Source organism: Nocardioides turkmenicus (assembly GCF_011045035.1).
GTDB classification, from domain to species: Bacteria; Actinomycetota; Actinomycetes; order Propionibacteriales; family Nocardioidaceae; genus Nocardioides; species Nocardioides turkmenicus.
On the sequence record NZ_JAALAA010000027.1, the window covers coordinates 17,559 to 34,008 of the forward strand.

Annotated in this window: 19 protein-coding genes; 4 read left to right on the plus strand and 15 right to left on the minus strand. The window is 69.7% G+C overall.

All coding sequences use genetic code 11. From position 1 onward, the window contains the following. Positions 1–5: 5 nt before the first annotated feature. Entirely contained in the window at positions 6–623 is a 618-nt protein-coding gene (locus tag G5C66_RS23065; protein WP_165113537.1) for a L,D-transpeptidase, read from the minus strand. A gap of 226 nt (positions 624–849) precedes the next feature. On the opposite strand from G5C66_RS23065, the gene G5C66_RS23070 reads away from it, so the two are divergent. Then, positions 850–1,614 carry an SDR family NAD(P)-dependent oxidoreductase gene (locus G5C66_RS23070; protein WP_165113539.1) on the plus strand — a complete coding sequence of 255 codons (765 nt, stop codon included), beginning with the start codon at positions 850–852 and terminating at the stop codon, positions 1,612–1,614. A gap of 67 nt (positions 1,615–1,681) precedes the next feature. On the opposite strand, the gene G5C66_RS23075 is transcribed toward G5C66_RS23070, so the two are convergent. From G5C66_RS23075 to G5C66_RS25640, 12 genes are all read right to left on the minus strand, one after another. Further along, a complete protein-coding gene (locus tag G5C66_RS23075) occupies positions 1,682–2,584 on the minus strand; it encodes a hypothetical protein (protein ID WP_165113541.1) in 903 nt (300 codons plus the stop codon). Between the two features lie 273 nt (positions 2,585–2,857). Continuing rightward, positions 2,858–3,457 carry a MarC family protein gene (locus G5C66_RS23080; protein WP_165113543.1) on the minus strand — a complete coding sequence of 200 codons (600 nt, stop codon included), beginning with the start codon at positions 3,455–3,457 and terminating at the stop codon, positions 2,858–2,860. Next, positions 3,454–4,329: a PHP domain-containing protein gene (locus G5C66_RS23085; RefSeq protein WP_165113545.1), complete on the minus strand. Its 876-nt coding sequence runs from the start codon at positions 4,327–4,329 to the stop codon at positions 3,454–3,456. The genes G5C66_RS23080 and G5C66_RS23085 overlap by 4 nt, the downstream gene beginning before the upstream one ends. Positions 4,330–4,338: 9 nt before the next feature. After that, entirely contained in the window at positions 4,339–4,992 is a 654-nt protein-coding gene (locus G5C66_RS23090) for a DUF6758 family protein (protein WP_165113547.1), read from the minus strand. A 55-nt stretch (positions 4,993–5,047) separates the two neighbouring features. Then, positions 5,048–6,232: a hypothetical protein gene (locus G5C66_RS23095; RefSeq protein WP_165113549.1), complete on the minus strand. Its 1,185-nt coding sequence runs from the start codon at positions 6,230–6,232 to the stop codon at positions 5,048–5,050. Positions 6,233–6,327: 95 nt separating this feature from the next. Further along, on the minus strand, positions 6,328–6,882 hold the full coding sequence (locus G5C66_RS23100; RefSeq protein ID WP_165113551.1) for a histidine phosphatase family protein: 555 nt from the start codon (positions 6,880–6,882) through the stop codon (positions 6,328–6,330). A gap of 36 nt (positions 6,883–6,918) precedes the next feature. Then, positions 6,919–7,713 carry an SDR family oxidoreductase gene (locus G5C66_RS23105; RefSeq protein WP_165113553.1) on the minus strand — a complete coding sequence of 265 codons (795 nt, stop codon included), beginning with the start codon at positions 7,711–7,713 and terminating at the stop codon, positions 6,919–6,921. Between the two features lie 10 nt (positions 7,714–7,723). Continuing rightward, on the minus strand, positions 7,724–8,758 hold the full coding sequence (locus G5C66_RS23110; RefSeq protein ID WP_165113555.1) for a MaoC family dehydratase: 1,035 nt from the start codon (positions 8,756–8,758) through the stop codon (positions 7,724–7,726). Between the two features lie 55 nt (positions 8,759–8,813). Beyond that, on the minus strand, positions 8,814–9,743 hold the full coding sequence (locus G5C66_RS23115) for a glycosyltransferase family 2 protein (RefSeq protein ID WP_165113557.1): 930 nt from the start codon (positions 9,741–9,743) through the stop codon (positions 8,814–8,816). A gap of 26 nt (positions 9,744–9,769) precedes the next feature. Continuing rightward, on the minus strand, positions 9,770–10,921 hold the full coding sequence (locus G5C66_RS23120) for a hypothetical protein (RefSeq protein WP_165113559.1): 1,152 nt from the start codon (positions 10,919–10,921) through the stop codon (positions 9,770–9,772). A 57-nt stretch (positions 10,922–10,978) separates the two neighbouring features. After that, positions 10,979–11,149, minus strand: coding sequence for a DUF5302 domain-containing protein (locus tag G5C66_RS23125; protein ID WP_165113561.1), 171 nt, complete (start codon positions 11,147–11,149; stop codon positions 10,979–10,981). A gap of 172 nt (positions 11,150–11,321) precedes the next feature. Next, complete coding sequence (locus tag G5C66_RS25640; protein WP_206444472.1) at positions 11,322–11,510, minus strand: hypothetical protein; 189 nt, start codon at positions 11,508–11,510, stop codon at positions 11,322–11,324. On the opposite strand from G5C66_RS25640, the gene G5C66_RS26625 reads away from it, so the two are divergent. Next, positions 11,476–11,604: a hypothetical protein gene (locus tag G5C66_RS26625; protein WP_277602228.1), complete on the plus strand. Its 129-nt coding sequence runs from the start codon at positions 11,476–11,478 to the stop codon at positions 11,602–11,604. The two genes, G5C66_RS25640 and G5C66_RS26625, sit on opposite strands and share 35 nt — an antisense overlap. 87 nt (positions 11,605–11,691) lie before the next feature. Here G5C66_RS26625 and G5C66_RS23135 read toward each other — a convergent pair whose 3' ends face one another. Together G5C66_RS23135 and G5C66_RS23140 are read right to left on the minus strand one after the other, a co-directional pair. After that, positions 11,692–12,885, minus strand: a complete 1,194-nt coding sequence (locus G5C66_RS23135) for an acyl-CoA dehydrogenase family protein (RefSeq protein WP_165113563.1) — start codon at positions 12,883–12,885, stop codon at positions 11,692–11,694. 92 nt (positions 12,886–12,977) lie between these two features. Beyond that, positions 12,978–14,336 (minus strand): endonuclease/exonuclease/phosphatase family protein, encoded by a 1,359-nt coding sequence (locus G5C66_RS23140; protein WP_165113565.1) that lies wholly within the window; start codon positions 14,334–14,336, stop codon positions 12,978–12,980. A 241-nt stretch (positions 14,337–14,577) separates the two neighbouring features. Here G5C66_RS23140 and G5C66_RS23145 point away from each other — a divergent pair, with 241 nt between their 5' ends. Together G5C66_RS23145 and G5C66_RS23150 are read left to right on the plus strand one after the other, a co-directional pair. Further along, entirely contained in the window at positions 14,578–15,906 is a 1,329-nt protein-coding gene (locus G5C66_RS23145; RefSeq protein WP_165113567.1) for a magnesium transporter MgtE N-terminal domain-containing protein, read from the plus strand. Next, a complete protein-coding gene (locus G5C66_RS23150) occupies positions 15,899–16,447 on the plus strand; it encodes a DUF1003 domain-containing protein (protein ID WP_165113569.1) in 549 nt (182 codons plus the stop codon). The genes G5C66_RS23145 and G5C66_RS23150 overlap by 8 nt, the downstream gene beginning before the upstream one ends. Positions 16,448–16,450: the final 3 nt, after the last annotated feature.

Consider the following 16,450-nt stretch of genomic DNA (forward strand, 5'->3'; position numbering starts at 1 on the left):
CTCGCCTATCGGGTCACGACCACCTTGGTGCCGAGCCGGGCGAAGCGCCACATCGCCTTCGCGTCCGGCTCGGCCTGGCGGATGCACCCGTGCGACAGGGGTGTGCCGAGCTGGGCGCGGGTCTGCACGCGCTTGCCCTTGTCGACCGGGATGTTGTGGAACCCGATCGCGGCGTTGGGGCCTTTGGTGAAGCGTACGAACCACATCATCGTGCCCGAGTCGTTGATCCCGCGAGCGTGCTTGGAGCGGGAGAAGACCTTGTAGGTCCCGGGCTGGAGGTTGTCGTAGATGCTTCCCGAGACCGGATAGGTACGCCGCGTCTCACCGGCCGCGGAGACGATCCAGACCCGCTGACGGCTGATCGAGAAGACCGCCCGGCGGCCGGTGCCGGAGTCGGCCGGGAGCGCCTTCTCCGCGGCCGCCATCCGGGCGTCGACGTGCCGGTTGATCCCCGCCTCACGCTGGGCGTCGTGCGGCCAGACCGGAGTGCGGGCCTCGTCGTCAGCGCCCTGCTTCTCCCTGCTGTCGGCAGCGCTGGGCTTCCCGTTGGCCTCGGACTCGACGACGACCTCGATCCCGCCGTACAGGCCGGCCGAGGTCAGCAGGGACGCGACGAAGAGCATCTTGATCCGCCTCAGGGGCCGGGACCTCACCGTCCGATGTCGCCCACCGCGGCTCACTGCTCCATCACGCGCCCGAGTCCGCCTGCGAAATACACGTCGAACATCATCCAAACTCGTACGACCGCAAGTCAACTGTCACACGACAGACAGAAACCGCGATTCCTCGATGGAAACGACCTGCTGCCGCCTGCCTCCCTCCCGCATGCCGTGGTGGCACGATTGCCCCATGTCGAACCCCACCGCCCTGATCACCGGCGCGACCGCCGGCATCGGACTCGCCTTCGCCCAGCAGCTCGCCGCCCGCGGCCACCACCTCGTGCTCGTCGCCCGCGACGAGGAGCGGCTCAACGGCGTCGCGAAGGACCTCTCGGACACGCACGGCGTCGGTGCCGAGGTGCTCCGCGCCGATCTGACCGACAGCGCCGACCTGGCCAAGGTCGAGGCCCGCCTGGCCGACGCCGAGCACCCGGTCGACCTGCTCGTCAACAACGCCGGTCACGGCCTCAAGCACCGATTCCTCGACAACACCGCCGACGAGGAGACCGCCATGGCGGAAGTGCTCGTCATCGCCCCGCTGCGCCTCTCCCACGCCGCGCTGGGCGCCCAGGTGGCCCGCGGCCACGGCGGCATCATCAACGTCGGCTCCGTCGCCTCCTACCTGCCCCGCGGCACCTACTCCGCCGCGAAGGCGTGGATCAACTCCTTCACCGAGTGGGCCCACAACGAGTACGCCGGCAAGGGCATCAAGGTGATGGCCCTGCTGCCGGGGTTCACCAAGACCGAGTTCCACGAGCGCCTCGGCTCCGGCTACGACTCCGCCCCCGCGTGGATGTGGCTCGACGTCGACGACCTGGTCCGCGAAGCCCTCGAGGACTACGACAACGACAAGACCTTCTCGATCCCGAGCAAGCGCTACAAGGCCCTAGCCACGGCAGCCCGGGTGGTCCCCAGCGGCGTGCTCCAGAAGTTCCAGTCGCTCGGCCGGAAGTGACCGGCTCCCGATAGTCCGAGACGTTCGGGCCCGTTACCGCCCGGTAGATGGGCCGGAACGTCTCGGACTACCCGGCGTGTGCCCTCAGGTAGCGATCACGCTGCCAGTCGGCCAGTGCCCGGCGCATCTCGACGGTGTGGGTGGGGGTCCACCAGCCCGGCGGGTCGATCGTCCAACGTCGGTCGGCGACCGCGGTCCGCGCAGCCCGCGCCCGAGCTTCACGCGCTCTCCTGACGAAGTCGGCAGGGTCGCGGCGGTCGGCGGCCACCATGGTGACGTACTCCAGGCCGACCCGCCGGAACGCGCCTTCCCGTCGCAGGTCCTTCGCCCGTTGCTCGCCCGCCAGGTGCAGGGCACCGTCGTACTCCGCAACCACGCCTCGCTCGAGGTCGAGTACATCCGGGGTGCCGACGTGACGACCGTCGAGGTCGAAGACGGGACGGTTGCAGACCACTCCGGCGATCCCCATCCGCATCGAGAGGGTGAGCCGCAGATCGGTCTCCGGCGGCGACCACACGTTCTCGTCGGCCAGCGCGATCGCACGCCGAAGGTGGTCGATGCCCGTCCATCCTCCGAGCGTCTCGGCAAACGCCGTCATCTCCGCCAGCGAGATCAGGTCGCTGGCGGCGACGAGATCGAGCCAGCGTACGGCTGCCAACGGCGTGGCTGCCCTACGGACCTCGAACGCCGTCGACCGATACGGATCGGTGATCGTCACCCCGTCCACGACCTGACGCGCTCTCGGAAGCAGCCGCTCCTTGCTCACCTCGATCCCGGCCTGCGCACGGGCCTGCGATCCCGGGGTGAGGATGGTGACCGGCAGCTCGTTCCCGTCCATGTCGCATCCGTCCACCCAAGGCACCTGCTGCCATGCCAGGGCAGCCCAGCCCGTCACCGCTCCGTCGGCAGGCACGACCGCCGATGCCTCGAGCACTCGCTGCAGCGGCGAGAGCGGGACGTGAGCAGGCACGTAGAGCCCTCGCGACGATCGCCGCCACGCGCTCCCCCTCGCTTGTTTCGGCGTCGGCCCGCGTACGCCCGAGGGATCCGTCGGCACGGGACGCACCAGCCCAGGCCGCCCAGGTAGGTCGGGCGGCCTGAAGTGAGGAGCACGAGCGGCCACGGCCTCCATCATGGCCACGACCACCGACATCGCGTCGGCCACCGGATAGTCCGAGACGTTCGGGCCCGTTACCGCCCGGTAGATGGGCCGGAACGTCTCGGACTACCCGGACCTCCGGGCTCAGGCGTTCGCGATGAACGTCATGACGGCGTCGGCGACCATCTGGACGGCGATCGCGGAGAGGAGCAGACCGGCGATCCTGGTGATGAGCAAGACGCCGGACTCCTTGAGGACCTTCAGGATCGGGATGGAGAAGATCATCGCGATCAGAAGCGCGATGTGGACGACGACGAGCCCGAGGCCGAGGCCGAAGGCGGTGCTGACGGAGTCGACCTCTTGGGTGAAGACCATGGTGGCGACGATCGCCCCGGGGCCGGCCAGGAGCGGGGTGCCGAGCGGCACCATGGCCACGTTGGCTCCGGCGGCGGCGACGGGGTCGTCGAAGTTGTCGGTGAGCAGCTCGAGGGCGACCAGCAGCAGGAGGAGGCCGCCGGCGCACTGCAGCGCCTCGAGCGAGATGTGCAGGAAGTGCAGGATCGCCTGCCCGAAGAGCGCGAAGATCGTGATCACCAGGAACGAGACCGCGACGGCGAGGAGCGCCGCGCGGCGCTGCTTGCCCGGGGACTGGCCCGCGGTCAGCGACAGGAAGATCGGGATCGTGCCGACCGGGTCCATGATCACGAAGAGCGTCACGAACGTGGAGACGAAGATCTCGGTCAACGTACGACCTCGGGGGTGGCTCGTCCGGAGGCCGCCGCGGCTGCGGCCGCTCGCTCCAGAAGCCGCTCGTACTCGGCGGGCGCAGTGGTGTTCACTCCCAGATGGTGACCCACCTTCCCGGTGCCGTGGTAATCGCTGGATCCGGTCACGACGAGGTCGAGATTGCGGGCGATGACCCGCAGCTTGTCGCGGGTCTCGGGGGTGTGGTCCTGGTGGTCGACCTCCAGCCCGGACAGGCCCGCGTCGACCAGTGCCGACAGGGCCGCCTCGTCGGGCTGCTCACGCCCGGACCGGCCCCACGGGTGGGCGATCACGGTCACTCCGCCAGCAGCGGCGACGGTGCGGATCATCGGCTCGAGCGGGGCCGCGTAGCGGTTGACGTACGCCGGTTTGCCGGCCCCGAGGTAGCGGTTGAACGCCTCGTCGCGACTGAGCACATAGCCCTTCGCGACGAGCGCGTCGGCCAGGTGGGGGCGGCCGGAGGCGGCGGCGTCACCGGAGACCGCCGCGACGTCCTCGAGGGACACCTCGATGCCGAGCCGGGCCAGCTTCTCCAGCATCAGCGGCAGTCGCCCGTCGCGCCCGGCCAGGATGCGGGCGAGCTCCTCGACCAGCGGCGGGTAGCTCCGGTCGGGCAGGTAGGCCAGCAGGTGCACGCCGTGGCCGGCGTGGCTGGTGCTGATCTCCATGCCACGCACCAGCTCGATCCCGGCCTCGGTGGCCGCAGCGGCTGCCTCGTCCCAGCTGTCGGCGGTGTCGTGGTCGGTGATCGCGACGACGTCCAGCCCTGCTGCCTTCGCCGCCTGGACCAGCTCGGTCGGCGAATCGGTCCCGTCGCTCACCCGCGAGTGAGTGTGGAGGTCGATGCGCACCCGCACATACTAGGGCGAGTTCCACCAAGATCCACTGGGCCCTCCGAAGGGCAGCTCGACCATCTGGACGCCCAGGTCGCCGACCTGGCGCAGGTGCCAGCCGTCCTGGAGCATCAGCATCGCCGTGGCCGGACGGAAGACGAGCCACAGCCAGCGGCCGGCGGCCTCGCCGACCACGACCGACCGCTCCCACTCCTCGGCGCCGTTGGTCCACTGGGTGATCGGCCACAGCGGCACCAGCTGTCCGGCGACGCGGACCCTCGTCGTGGGTGGGCCGGTGCAGGCCTCGATGCCGGGGTCCGGCCCAGCCGTACGCGCGCACCGGGCGCCCAGCCCGACACCGGCCTCCTCGGTGACCACGGTCATCTCGACCTGGCCGTCGTCGGGGGTCACGCCGGTCAGGGTGAGCAGCGTCGCCGCCCCCTTGTTGTCGTCGCCGACCACGGCGATGTCGGCGATCGACCAGCCGGACTCGACCGGCCACGGCACGTAGGTGGGTACGTCGCCGGCCAGCGCGAGCAGCTTCACCAGGTCCTCGTAGGAGGCCACGTCCGTACGCCACAGCGGCGTCACCACGCCGTGCTCGGGGCAGGCCCGGCTGCCGCCGGCGCCGATGCTCGCCACCGGCGTCGTGCAGCGTGGACAGCCAACCGCAAGTGCCACCCCACAACGGTGACCCGTGCCTTCCGTTTGGTCAAGCATCCAACCAAGCGATCGGTCAGGCCTTGGCCGTCTGTTTCGCGCGCCGTCGGGTGATCGCCCACTCGATCAGGTCGGCGAGGGCATCGACCGCGTCCTCGGCAGCACCGGGGGTGGCGGCGCCGGGCCGAGGCGCCCACTCCGGGACCGTCTCCGGGCCCCATCCCTCGCGCGGGGACTTCTTGGCCCGGCGGACCAGCCACGCCCGCAGCTCGACGTGGGTGGCGGCGGCCGCGGCCACGATCTGCTCGTCGGTGACGGCCGACGGATCTGCACCCTCGACGGCGACCGGCGTCAGGTCGTCCCAGTCGCCGTGCAGGCTCACGTCCAGCTTGCGCAACGCGGCCACCTGGTGCCGCGCGACCTTCTCGACCCACGGCTCCACCTGGAGACCGATGCGCTCGTCCTCGACCTCGAGGCGGGGCAGGATCTTCTTGGCGAGCATGTGCTTGCGCAGCCGGATCCCGGCCGGGTAGCTCAGGTCGCGGCCGTCGAGCTCCACGTTGAGGCGGCGCAGCAGGTCGGTGCGTACGACACCGAGCGAGGCGTTCCTCGACGGCGGGGTCGGGACGTCGGCGAAGGAGAACCCCATCACCTCGCCGAACCGCTCCAGCAGCGCCTCGCGGGGAGCGCCCGGACCCGGCACCGTGACCACGTGCACCGGCCCGGCAGCGCTCCACTTCTTCGCGATGGCGACGACGTCCTGCTCGCTCCAGAACCGGCTCGCGGCGGTCACCAGGTCCGGGAGGTGCCAGCGGGGGCGGCGTACACGGGCGGAGGCGAGGAAGTCGGACCAGGACCAGACCTCGCCGTTCTGGACGACCTCCTGCCACATCGCCGGGAGGTTCCGGTTGAGGTCGCGTACGGAGAGCACGATCTCGGCGGCGGTCAGGCTCTCGGCGACCGTCGCCACGACGTCGTCGTCGACCGGGGCGAGGAGCTCGGCGGAGATGATCGCCGTGTCCGGCCAGTCGTCGATCTCGTCGACGAGACGTTGCCAGGCGCCTTCGATCGAGCGGTCGCCGGCCAGCGACTTCTTCCGGCCGCGTACGTTCCAGACCGCGTCCGCCTGGTCCCGCCAGGTCTCTCCCGGGACCAGGATGCCCAGCTCGGCGAGACGCTCGCGGTGCGCGTAGAGCGCGTGCTGCAGAGACGTGGTGCCGGACTTCATCGCTCCGACATGGACGATCACACGACGTGCCACAACGGCCCTCCTCGGGTGGCCGCGGGATGGTACGGCCACCTCTTCAGGGGACCACACCAACCTGTGACTGACCACCCGGACGGGCTATGGACGGACTATGTATTCCAATGTTTAACCACGGGTTGTCCGTGGTGGGTGTCCAGCAGCGACACCGTCGCGGTGTCGAGCCGGAAGAAGCGCCCGTCGCTGACCGGAAGCCCCAGCCACACCGCCGCCAGCGCACACAGCGCGTGTCCGTGGGAGAAGACCAGGGTGTCGCCGTCGCGCTCGCGGGCGGCCGTGACGACCCGGCTCAGCCGCTCCTGGACGGACGCCGCGGCCTCTCCCCCGGGCGTCTCCGAGGTCCACAGACTCCATCCCGGATCGGTGCGGTGGATCTCGTCGGTGGTGATGCCCTCGTAGTCGCCGTAGTCCCACTCGACCAGGTCGTCGGTGACGATGGCGTCCGCGAAGCCGGCGAGCTCAGCCGTACGCAGCGCCCGCTGCCGCGGGGAGGTCAGCACCGCGGCGTACTCCCGGTCCTGCAGCCGCGAGGCGAGCAGCTTGGCGGCATCCTCCCCCTCGGGCAGGAGGGGAAGGTCGGTGCGGGAGGTGTGCCGGCCGTTGAGGGACCACTCGGTGGTGCCGTGCCTGACGAGGTAGAGGGCCATGGGCCCATCAAACCAGCCGTCGGCCCGGTCGGTGCATCACGCCCGAGTGATGAACCGGTTGACCTCACGGACGAGCACGTTGGGCGCGAGGTCGGCGGCGGTGGAGAGCGCCCTGGCCGGGAGCCCGACGGTCGTGTGCACCTTCGGCACCCGCCCGCGCAGCCCCTTGCGCGGCTGCGCCATCTCCCAGACCTGGTCGGCGACGTCCTCGACGGTGAGCCGGATGCCCAGGGTCTCGTGGGAGGAGGCCACGTTGCCGTCGAGCAGCGCGGTCTTCACCCACAGCGGCCAGACCGCCTGCACCCGGATGCCCTCCTTGCGCCACTCCAGCTCCAGGGCCTCGGTGAGCCCGCGCACGGCGTACTTGGACGCGCTGTAGGAGGCGATCTCCGGCTGGCCGTAGATCGCGCTCGCGCTGCAGACGTTGATGACACCGGAGCCGGGGGTGGCTCGGAGGTAGGGGTAGGCCATGTGGCAGCCGTTGATCACGCCGTTGACGTTGATCTCGATGGTCTGGTGGTGCTGGGCCAGGTCGACGTCGGCCAGCCGGCCGGCGCGCAGGATGCCGGCGTTGTTGACCAGCAGGTCGAGGCGACCGCCCGCAGCGGTGGCGAACTCCTCGAGCGCCGCCTTCCAGGACTCCGGGTCGGTGACGTCGAGCGTGCCGCCGATGGCGTTGTCGGAGCCGATGATCGCGGCGACGTCGCGGGCCAGGTCGGCGTCGATGTCGTAGACGCCGACGAACCAGCCCTCCGTCGCGAACTTCTCGATGATCGCCTTGCCGATCCCCTGGGCGGAGCCGGAGACGAAGAGAGCCTTCTTGGTGGGCATGAGGAGCTCCTTACGCCGGGATGAGCGCCCAGTAGTCGAGGTCGAGCAGGACCCCGGGGGCGTACTTGCCGTCCTCGCCGCGCAGGGTCATCGACTCGTCGCGGCCCTTGGTGGCGACCAGGCGCAACCGAAGGGCGCCGACGCCGGGGGCGTCGGTCTCGACCCGGTCGAGCACCTCCGACCAGGCGTAGACGGTGTCGCCCGCGAAGGCCGGCGACGTGTGCGCACCGGCGTTGATCGCGGCGATCAGCTGGGCGTTGGCGAGACCGTTGAACGACAGCGCGCGGGCCAGGGAGATGATGTGGCCGCCGTAGACGAGGTTGCGACCGTCAGGCCGCGCCTCGACGTTGAAGTGCACCTTCGCGGTGTTCTGCCACAGCCGGGTGGCCTGCTGGTGCTCGGACTCGGTCAGGGTGACGCCGTCGACGTGGTCGATCTTCTCGCCGACCTCGTAGTCGCCGAGCCGGTGCGGCTCCCCGGCGGCGGTGAAGTCGTAGGAGGAGAAGTCGAGGCCCTTCGGCACGATCAGGTTCTTCGCGTCGACCGCCTTGGCCAGCTCCGGGATCACGGTCTCGGGGGCGGCAGCCGCCTGGTCACGCTTGTGCACCATCACCCAGCGCGCCCAGTCGATCGCGACCTCGCCGCGCTGGTTGGTCGCGGTGGAGCGTACGTAGACGACCCCGGACTTGCCGTTGGAGTTCTGCTTGAGACCGATGACCTCGGACTTCGTCGAGAGCGTATCGCCCGGCACCACCGGCTGGTGGAAGCGGCACTCGGCGTAGCCGAGGTTGGCGACCGCGTTCAGCGACACGTCCGGGACGGTCTTGCCGAAGGCGATGTGGAAGCCGATCAGCTCCTCCATCGGATGCGCGTCCAGACCGACAGAGGCAGCGAAGGCTGCACTCGAGGGCACCGCGAAGCGGGTCGGGTAGAGCGAGCCGTACGCAGCCCGGTCGCCCTCGGTCACCGTCCGCGGCGTGGCGTGCTCGATGACCTGGCCGACCTGAAAGTCCTCGAAGAAGTTGCCGGGGTTGGTCTTGCTCATCTGCGGCCTCTCGTCGGTGTCTCGCGATGCGTGTATTACCGGAGGGTAACCTAGCTCAGACGATCCCGTGGAGGCGTTCCGGGATGCGTAGCAGCGGCTGGTTGCGGAGGTTGTCGATGTGGCCCGGACCGACGGCCCGATGCACCCCGTCCTCCTCGCGGACGAGCCTGGCGGGCAGCACCGAGGCCGGGTCGAACTCCTCGACGTCTCCGGTCACCGAGGCAGTCGCTGCGGTCAGCAGATCGGCGAGATCGTCACCGGAGCGCCCCCACGAGCTGCCCTTGCCACGGCCCACCGTCCTGGCGAGCTCGTTGCGCCGGTCGGCCTGGCGCCGGAGCAGGTCCACGTCGGCGAACTTCATGTGGACCATGAACAGCCCTGGGTCGGGCACGTAGGGCGCCTTGATCCCGTGGGAGGCGGACGTCCAGGCGGCCGGAACGCGCTTGACCGACGGCTTGCACATCAACGGCGCGAACTGGGCGTACGCCCGCTGGCCGAGGATCGGCTTGCCGTCGATCAGCGGTCCCTCGACCGCGGTGTGGTGAATGACGTTGAGGGCGAACGGGGCGATCACCCGTTCGGGCCGCCGGGCGAGGTAGTCCGAGAGGTCGGCGTACCTCGCCGGGTCGGGGATGAGGAACTCGTCGACGTCGGTGAAGATGACCACGTCGTAGATGCCGAGGAGGCCGTGGGCCACCCCGCTGGCCAGGCCCATCCGGCCGGCCTCGAAGTTGCCCTTCCGGAAGCCGGGCAGGTGCTGGACCGTGCACGCCAGGCCGTCGGTCGAACCGTCGGTCGACCCGTCGTCGAAGACGATCAGGTTCTCGTGACCTGCCTGTCGGCCGTAGTGGTCGACCCAGCGGGCGAGCATCTCGCCCTCGTCGCGTGCGATCGTGAGCACCGCGATCCGCGGCGTCGCGACCGTCGTGTCGCGCGCCTCGTCGGCGGGCCTGCGCCGACGGCGCAGACTCCAGCTGCTTGACAAAGAATTCCCCCGCTTGTCTTCCGGCCCTACGTACGGACCAGCTCCTCTCGCCGAACGGACCACTCGACGAGGTCGGCCAGGGCGGAGACGGCGCGCGCCGGAGCCTTGCGGCCCTCCCCCGGGTCGATGGCCTCACCAGGAATGGTCGGGTCGGCGAGCTTCTTGTCGAGATCCTTGCGCAGCGCCGCATAGGAAGCGACGGCGGCGTCTCGGACCTGCTTGTCGGTGACCTTGCGCGGGTCGATCCCGCGTACGTCCACGGGGGCCAGGTCGTCGAGATCCCCGTGGATGGTGGCGTCCAGACCGCGGAGCTCCGCGGCCTGGTCGCGTGTGAACGCCTGCGTCCAGCGTGGGGCCTGGAGCCCGATACGCGGATCGTCGGCCGTGAGCGCCGGCATCAGGCGCTTGCCGAGGGTGTGCTTGCGCAGGCCCATCGCCGCCGGGTAGGCCAGGCCGCGCCGGTCGAGCTCCGCATTGAGGCCGCGCAGCACCTCGACGGTCGCGGCGCCGAGCGAGGTGTTCTTCGGCGGCGGGCTCTGCATCCCCTCGGGGTCGAAGCCCATCGCCGCCCCGAAGCGCTCCAGCAGCAGCGTCGCCGGGCTGCCCGGGGGCGGCACGGTGACCAGGTGGAGAGGCCCGGCCTGGCCCCAGCGTCGGGCGATGCCGACCATGTCCTGCTCGGACCAGAACCGCTTGCCGGGCTTGGTGTGGCGGCGCTCGGGCGAGCCCGGGCGGCTCTTGTTGACCGCGCTGAGGAACTCCGCCCAGGTCCAGTCCATGCCGTTCTGGATGAGCTCCTGCCACATCGACGGGATCTGCCGGTTGATGTCACGCAGCGAGAGGACGATCTCGGGGGTCACGCCGGCGAAGCTCGTGGCCACCCGCTCGACAGTCTCCGGGCCGGCCGGCGCGAGCAGCTCGACGGAGATCAGCGCGGTGCCGTCCCACTCGTCGACCTCGGCGACCAGACGGTCCCAGGCGCCGGCGACCGAGTCGCCCTCGGGATGGGCACGCCGGCCCTTCACGTCGAGCACGGCCTCGATCTGGTTGCGCCAGCGCGCGCCGGGGACCAGGAACCCGCGCTCCGCAAGGAGCGCCTTGTTCTTGTACAGAGCACCCTGCAGGTACGTCGTCCCCGACTTCATCGCCCCGACATGGAGCACTACGCGGCGCGCCAACTTCTCATTGCCTCTCGACCAGACCGACCCGACACCCCCGAGAGGGGCATCGTAGCGTCAGGAGCCGCCGCCGCCCGCCTTGCGGCGATGCATCTTCGGCGCGCCACCGACGACCTCGGACCCGTGCGCCTTCTCCTTGGCCCCGGCGCTCTCGGCGTGTGCGTGCTCGTGGTTGTTCTTCTTCTCCAGCGCCTCGCGCATCTTGGCCTTGAGATCGTCGTTGGTCATCGCTCCCCCTACATCGGCATTGCTGAGTCGTTGCTCGGGTATCGACCAACCTACGACACCCACCCCGACGAATCCTCGGTTTTTCCGGACGAGACCGCAGTCGTGGGCGACGAAGGTCTACTTTCGTCGCCCACAACTGCAGATTCGGCGTCGGGGGCCGGGTCGAGGCGCGTCAGGCGACCTGGTGATGGGTGGGGAGGTCGACGAAGCCGGCATCGCCGCCGGTGTAGGTCGCCGGGTCGGCGTCGGCGAGCCGTACGATCGGCGAGGTCCTCCCTTGCGTCGACCGGCCGAGCACCGGCACCTCCGAGGCGGCCTTCGAGACGATGGTCAGCGAGCGCGACCGGCTCAGCGCCCACATCGAGGACCTGCTCCAGACCCGCGACGTGCTCGACGAGCTGATCGCCACGAACCGCCGCCACAACGCGACCCTCGACGCGGACCCCGCCCGCTGACGAACGGCCGAGACAGCAGAAGTGGGCGACGAAACCACAGTTTCGTCGCCCACTTCTACAGATTCGCCGGAAGGGTCGGCGGAAGGGTCAGGACTTGTAGTCCTTGAGGAGCGAACGGCCGATGATCATCTTCTGGATGTCGCTGGTGCCCTCGCCGATGAGCATGAACTTGACCTCGCGCATGAGCCGCTCGATCTCGTACTCCTTGGAGTAGCCGTAGCCGCCGTGGATCCGGAAGGAGTCCTCGACGACCTCGTTGGCGTACTCCGAGGCGACCATCTTGGCCATCCCGGCCTCGACGTCCATCCGCTTGCCGGTGTCCTTCAGGCGCGCGGCGCGGACCATCATGTTGTGGGAGACCTCGACCTTGGTGCCCATCTCCGCGAGACGGAACAGGATCGCCTGGTGCTCGGCGATCTTCTTGCCGAAGGTCTGGCGCTGCTGGGCGTACGCGATGCCGAGCTCGAAGCCGCGGATCGCCAGGCCGCAGGCGCGAGCGGCGACGTTGACGCGGCCGACCTCGACGCCGTCCATCATCTGGAAGAAGCCCTTGCCGGGGACACCGCCGAGGATCTGGTCGGCCGAGATCTTGTGACCCTCGAAGATCATCTCGGTCGTGTCGATGCCCTTGTAGCCCATCTTGTCGATCTTGCCGGGCACGGTCACGCCCTGGGCGGTCTCGCCGAAGCCCGGGGTCTTCTCCACCAGGAAGGTGGTCATGTTCTTGTAGACCGAGTCGGCGCCCTCGTCGGTCTTGGTCAGCACCGCGACCAGCGTCGAGGAGCCGCCGTTGGTCAGCCACATCTTCTGGCCGGTGATCTCGTAGGAACCGTCGGCCAGCTTGGTCGCCTTGGTGGACACCGCGCTCACGTCGGAGCCGAGACCCGGCTCGGACATCGAGAACGCGCCGCGTACCTCACCGGTCGCCATCTTCGGCAGGTACTTCTGCTTCTGCTCCTCGGTGCCGTGCTGCATCAGCATGTAGGCCACGATGAAGTGGGTGTTGATGACACCCGAGACCGACATCCAGCCGCGCGCGATCTCCTCGACGCACAGCGCGTACGTCAGCAGCGACTCGCCCAGGCCGCCGTACTCCTCCGGGATCATCAGGCCGAAGATGCCGAGCTCCTTGAGACCCTCCACGATCTCGGTCGGATACTCATCGGCGTGCTCCAGCTCCTGGGCCACCGGGATGACCTTCTCGTCCACGAACTGACGAACGGTCTTCAGGATCTCTTCCTGGATGTCGGTGAGACCCTCGGTCTCGGCAAGGCGACCCATGCTCTACTCCTCATATCGGCGGACGAGGGCAGGTTACCAATCAGTAACCACCAAGGACAGGTGACACCCGCCACACCGCGATCCTACGACCCTCAGACCTTCCGTCCGACAGCCGAGAAGAACGGCCTGAAGAGCTTGTCGTACGACGCCTTGGTGACGCTCACGTAGCCCGACCGCTTCCCGGTGCCGGCCAGGGCGGACATCTGGGTGCTGGAGCTGAACGCGAACGCCGGGGTGGCGCCGGTCCGGCTGACCAGCAGCACGGTCGCCCGCAGACCGGCACGGTCGTAGCCGCGCGGCCGCGCCACGGCCCAGCTGTCCTTGTTCACGTCCTTGCCGAGGACGCGCTGCAGCGAGCGCATCTGGGCGGTGGTGGTCTTCTCCGCGGTCACGACCTGGACCTTCGCTCCACGGGACTTCGCCCGCTTCAGCGCCCGCACCACCCGGTCGTTGGTCAGCGTCCGAGTGGCCAGGTGGACGACCTGACCTCGCGGGGCGCTGTTGACCGCCTTCAGCACCGTACGCAGCACGCTCTGCTCCTCGGCGGCGCTCAGTCCCGGGTCGGTGACCACGACACCAGGCCCGAACCGGACCCGGCCCGAGCCCGCCGTCGAGGTGACCGGCAGCGGCGAGAAGTCGACCCGGACCGCGTTGTGGTCCGACTCGAGGCCGAAGGCGCGCTGGTTGCCGGTGGCGAACCGCGCGATCCCGCGGGCGAGCACGTAGTCGATGGTCGAGGCCCGGCCGTGCGTGATCAGCGCCTGCTGAGTGACGTCGTAGGTCGGGATCAGGTGCTTCGCGGCGAAGATGTCGCGCGGGTAGCGCGAGCCGTCGTACTGCACGTTCAGATCGCCGCCGACCATCACCGGGCCGCGCCCGGCCAGCGCCTTGACGAGCACGTTCAGCGCACGCGCCGAGGGACGGACCAGGTCGCCGTAGTACCTGGATTTCGGCGCGAAGTGCACCGCGACCACGGAGATGTTGCGACCGGTGGCGCGGTTCTCGAGGGTGACCCAGTTGGCGTACCTGATCCCCCAGTGCAGCCGCTGGTCGGCGGGCTTGCCGAGCTTGTTGCTGATCTGGTGGATGCCCTTCGAGGTCGCAGCCCACCTGTCGTTGTCCCAGGCGACGGCGGTCGCCGACTTGTAGGGGTCGCCGCTCTTGCGCCAGACGCGGTAGCGCCCCGGCTCGAGATCCGCGGTCCGGCGGCCGTTCACCTCGTTGTAGGTGACGAAGTCGGGCGCGGTGCCGAGGATGCTGCGTACGTCCTGCTTGAACCTCGCCGTGCCCATGCCGGCCTTGATGTTCGCCTGCACCATCCGGTAGCGCGGCGGCGAGTAGGCGACGGTCTCGAGGTCCGTCGCAGGCGTCGTCGACGAGTCGTGCACGGCGACGAGCGCGCCGCCGAGAAGACCGATGGCGAGGCCCGCGGAGAGCAGGATCTTGGCCACCCGACCCCCGCGAGACGTTGCTCGAGATTGTGTACGCATCCGGCCGGGCCCCTCTCCCTGCGGCGGTGACCGATAACACTGGTCACATTGGACACTTTTGTAACACAGGCCTCAGGTCAGATCGCCGACCCCGGGCGGCGCGGTTCGGATAGGTCATCGAATTTACTGTCAGCGCTTGCCTGCCGTGCCACCGCATGAGCGTCGGAGCGACCTGCTGGGCCACATGTCATAACGTTGCGACGTGAGCACCTCGCCCAACCGCGTGTACGCGGCACGCCTGGTCGGCCTTCCGATCTTCGACCCGCTCGGTGAGCAGGTCGGCAAGGTGCGAGATCTCGTGGTCACGGTCAGATCCGACGCCCGGCAGCCGCGTGTGCTGGGCCTGGTCGTCGAGGTCTTCGGGCGCCGGCGCATCTTCGTGCCGATGACCCGGGTGACGAGCATCGACTCCGGCCAGATCTACACGACCGGCCTTCTCAACATGCGCCGCTTCCAGCAGCGCTCGACCGAGACCCTTGTCATCGGCCAGATGTTCGACCGGCAGGTCACGATCCGCTCGACCGGCGTGTCCGGGACGGTCTACGACGTCGGCATGGAGCAGGCCCGCAACCGCGACTGGCTGCTCTCCCGGGTGGCCGTGCAGGAGCCGTCCAAGGGGCTGCGTCGTCGCGGCCAGACCCACGTGATCGAGTGGGACGACGTCGAGGGCCTGGCCCGCCGCTCCCCCACCCAGGCCGCGACCCACCTGGTGCAGGCGATCCACGAGATGCGCCCGGCCGATGCCGCGACGATGATCCACGAGCTGCCGCCCGAGCGCCAGCGACAGGTCATCGCGGCTCTCGACGACGAGCGCCTCGCCGAGGTGCTCGAGGAGCTTCCCGAGGACGATCAGGTCGCCATCGTGCGGGCCCTGGACTCCGAGCGTGCCGCCGACGTGCTCGAGGAGATGTCGCCCGACGACGCCGCCGACCTCATCGCCGAGCTGCCCGAGGAGACCGCCACCCTGCTCCTCGACCTGATGCAGCCGGAGGACGCCAAGGACGTCCTCCGGCTGATGTCCTACGAGGAGGACACCGCCGGTTCGATGATGACCCCCGAGCCGGTCATCGTCGGCCCGGACGCGACGATCGCCGACGCGCTCGCGCTCGTACGCAACCCCGACCTGACCCCGGCCCAGGCCGCCCTGGTCTACGTCTGCCGTCCGCCGCTCGAGACGCCGACCGGCAAGTTCCTCGGCATCGCCCACATCCAGCGCCTGCTGCGCGAGCCACCGTCGACGCTCGTCGCGGGCGCGCTCGACGAGTCCCTCGAGCCGCTGCGTCCCGAGGACAGCACCGAGCAGGTCGCGGCCCACCTGGCGACCTACAACCTGGTGGCGGCCCCCGTCGTCGACGAGAACGGCCATCTCGCCGGCGCGGTGACCGTCGACGACCTGCTCGACCACCTGCTCCCGGAGAACTGGCGCGAGAAGCTCGCCCGCCAGGAGTCGGCCACCGAGCCGCGCCCCGACACCCGTCCCGACACCCGGCCGAACAAGGTGATCACCCCGGAGATGGTGCGTCGTGGCTGACGCACGCGCCGCTCGCGGCCGCCTCGACACCCCGCGCGAGCTGCGCCGCCCGCTGGTCCGGAGGCCCACCTTCCGCGCCGACGCCTTCGGCTCCTTCGCCGAGGCCTTCGCCCGTTACATGGGCACCGCCCGGTTCATCGCCTGGATGACGATGGTCGTGCTCATCTGGGTCGCCTGGAACACCCTCGCGCCCCAGGAGTGGCGCTTCGACCAGTTCCCGTTCATCTTCCTGACCCTCGCGCTGAGCCTGCAGGCCTCGTACGCCGCACCGCTCATCCTGCTCGCGCAGAACCGCCAGGAGGACCGTGACCGGGCGATCGCCGAGCAGGACCGCCGCATCGCCTCGCAGTCCAAGGCCGACATGGAGTTCCTCGCCCGCGAGACCGCCTCGCTGCGGATGGCCCTCGGCGAGGTCGCCACCCGCGACTACCTCCGCTCCGAGCTCCGCCTGCTCCTCGAGGAGCTCGACGAGCGCGACCGACAGCGCGATCTCACCGACCAGCACTCGGTCGATGCGGGAGAGTCCCCACGCACGACGTAGGCT

Coding starts and splice junctions, on each gene's coding strand:
- G5C66_RS23065 (WP_165113537.1), bottom strand. CDS start 623: ATGCTCTTCGTCGCGTCCCTGCTGACCTCGGCCGGCCTGTACGGCGGG.
- G5C66_RS23070 (WP_165113539.1), top strand. CDS start 850: ATGTCGAACCCCACCGCCCTGATCACCGGCGCGACCGCCGGCATCGGA.
- G5C66_RS23100 (WP_165113551.1), bottom strand. CDS start 6,882: ATGGCCCTCTACCTCGTCAGGCACGGCACCACCGAGTGGTCCCTCAAC.
- G5C66_RS23105 (WP_165113553.1), bottom strand. CDS start 7,713: ATGCCCACCAAGAAGGCTCTCTTCGTCTCCGGCTCCGCCCAGGGGATC.
- G5C66_RS23110 (WP_165113555.1), bottom strand. CDS start 8,758: ATGAGCAAGACCAACCCCGGCAACTTCTTCGAGGACTTTCAGGTCGGC.
- G5C66_RS23125 (WP_165113561.1), bottom strand. CDS start 11,149: ATGACCAACGACGATCTCAAGGCCAAGATGCGCGAGGCGCTGGAGAAG.
- G5C66_RS26625 (WP_277602228.1), top strand. CDS start 11,476: ATGGTCAGCGAGCGCGACCGGCTCAGCGCCCACATCGAGGACCTGCTC.
- G5C66_RS25640 (WP_206444472.1), bottom strand. CDS start 11,510: ATGTGGGCGCTGAGCCGGTCGCGCTCGCTGACCATCGTCTCGAAGGCC.
- G5C66_RS23135 (WP_165113563.1), bottom strand. CDS start 12,885: ATGGGTCGCCTTGCCGAGACCGAGGGTCTCACCGACATCCAGGAAGAG.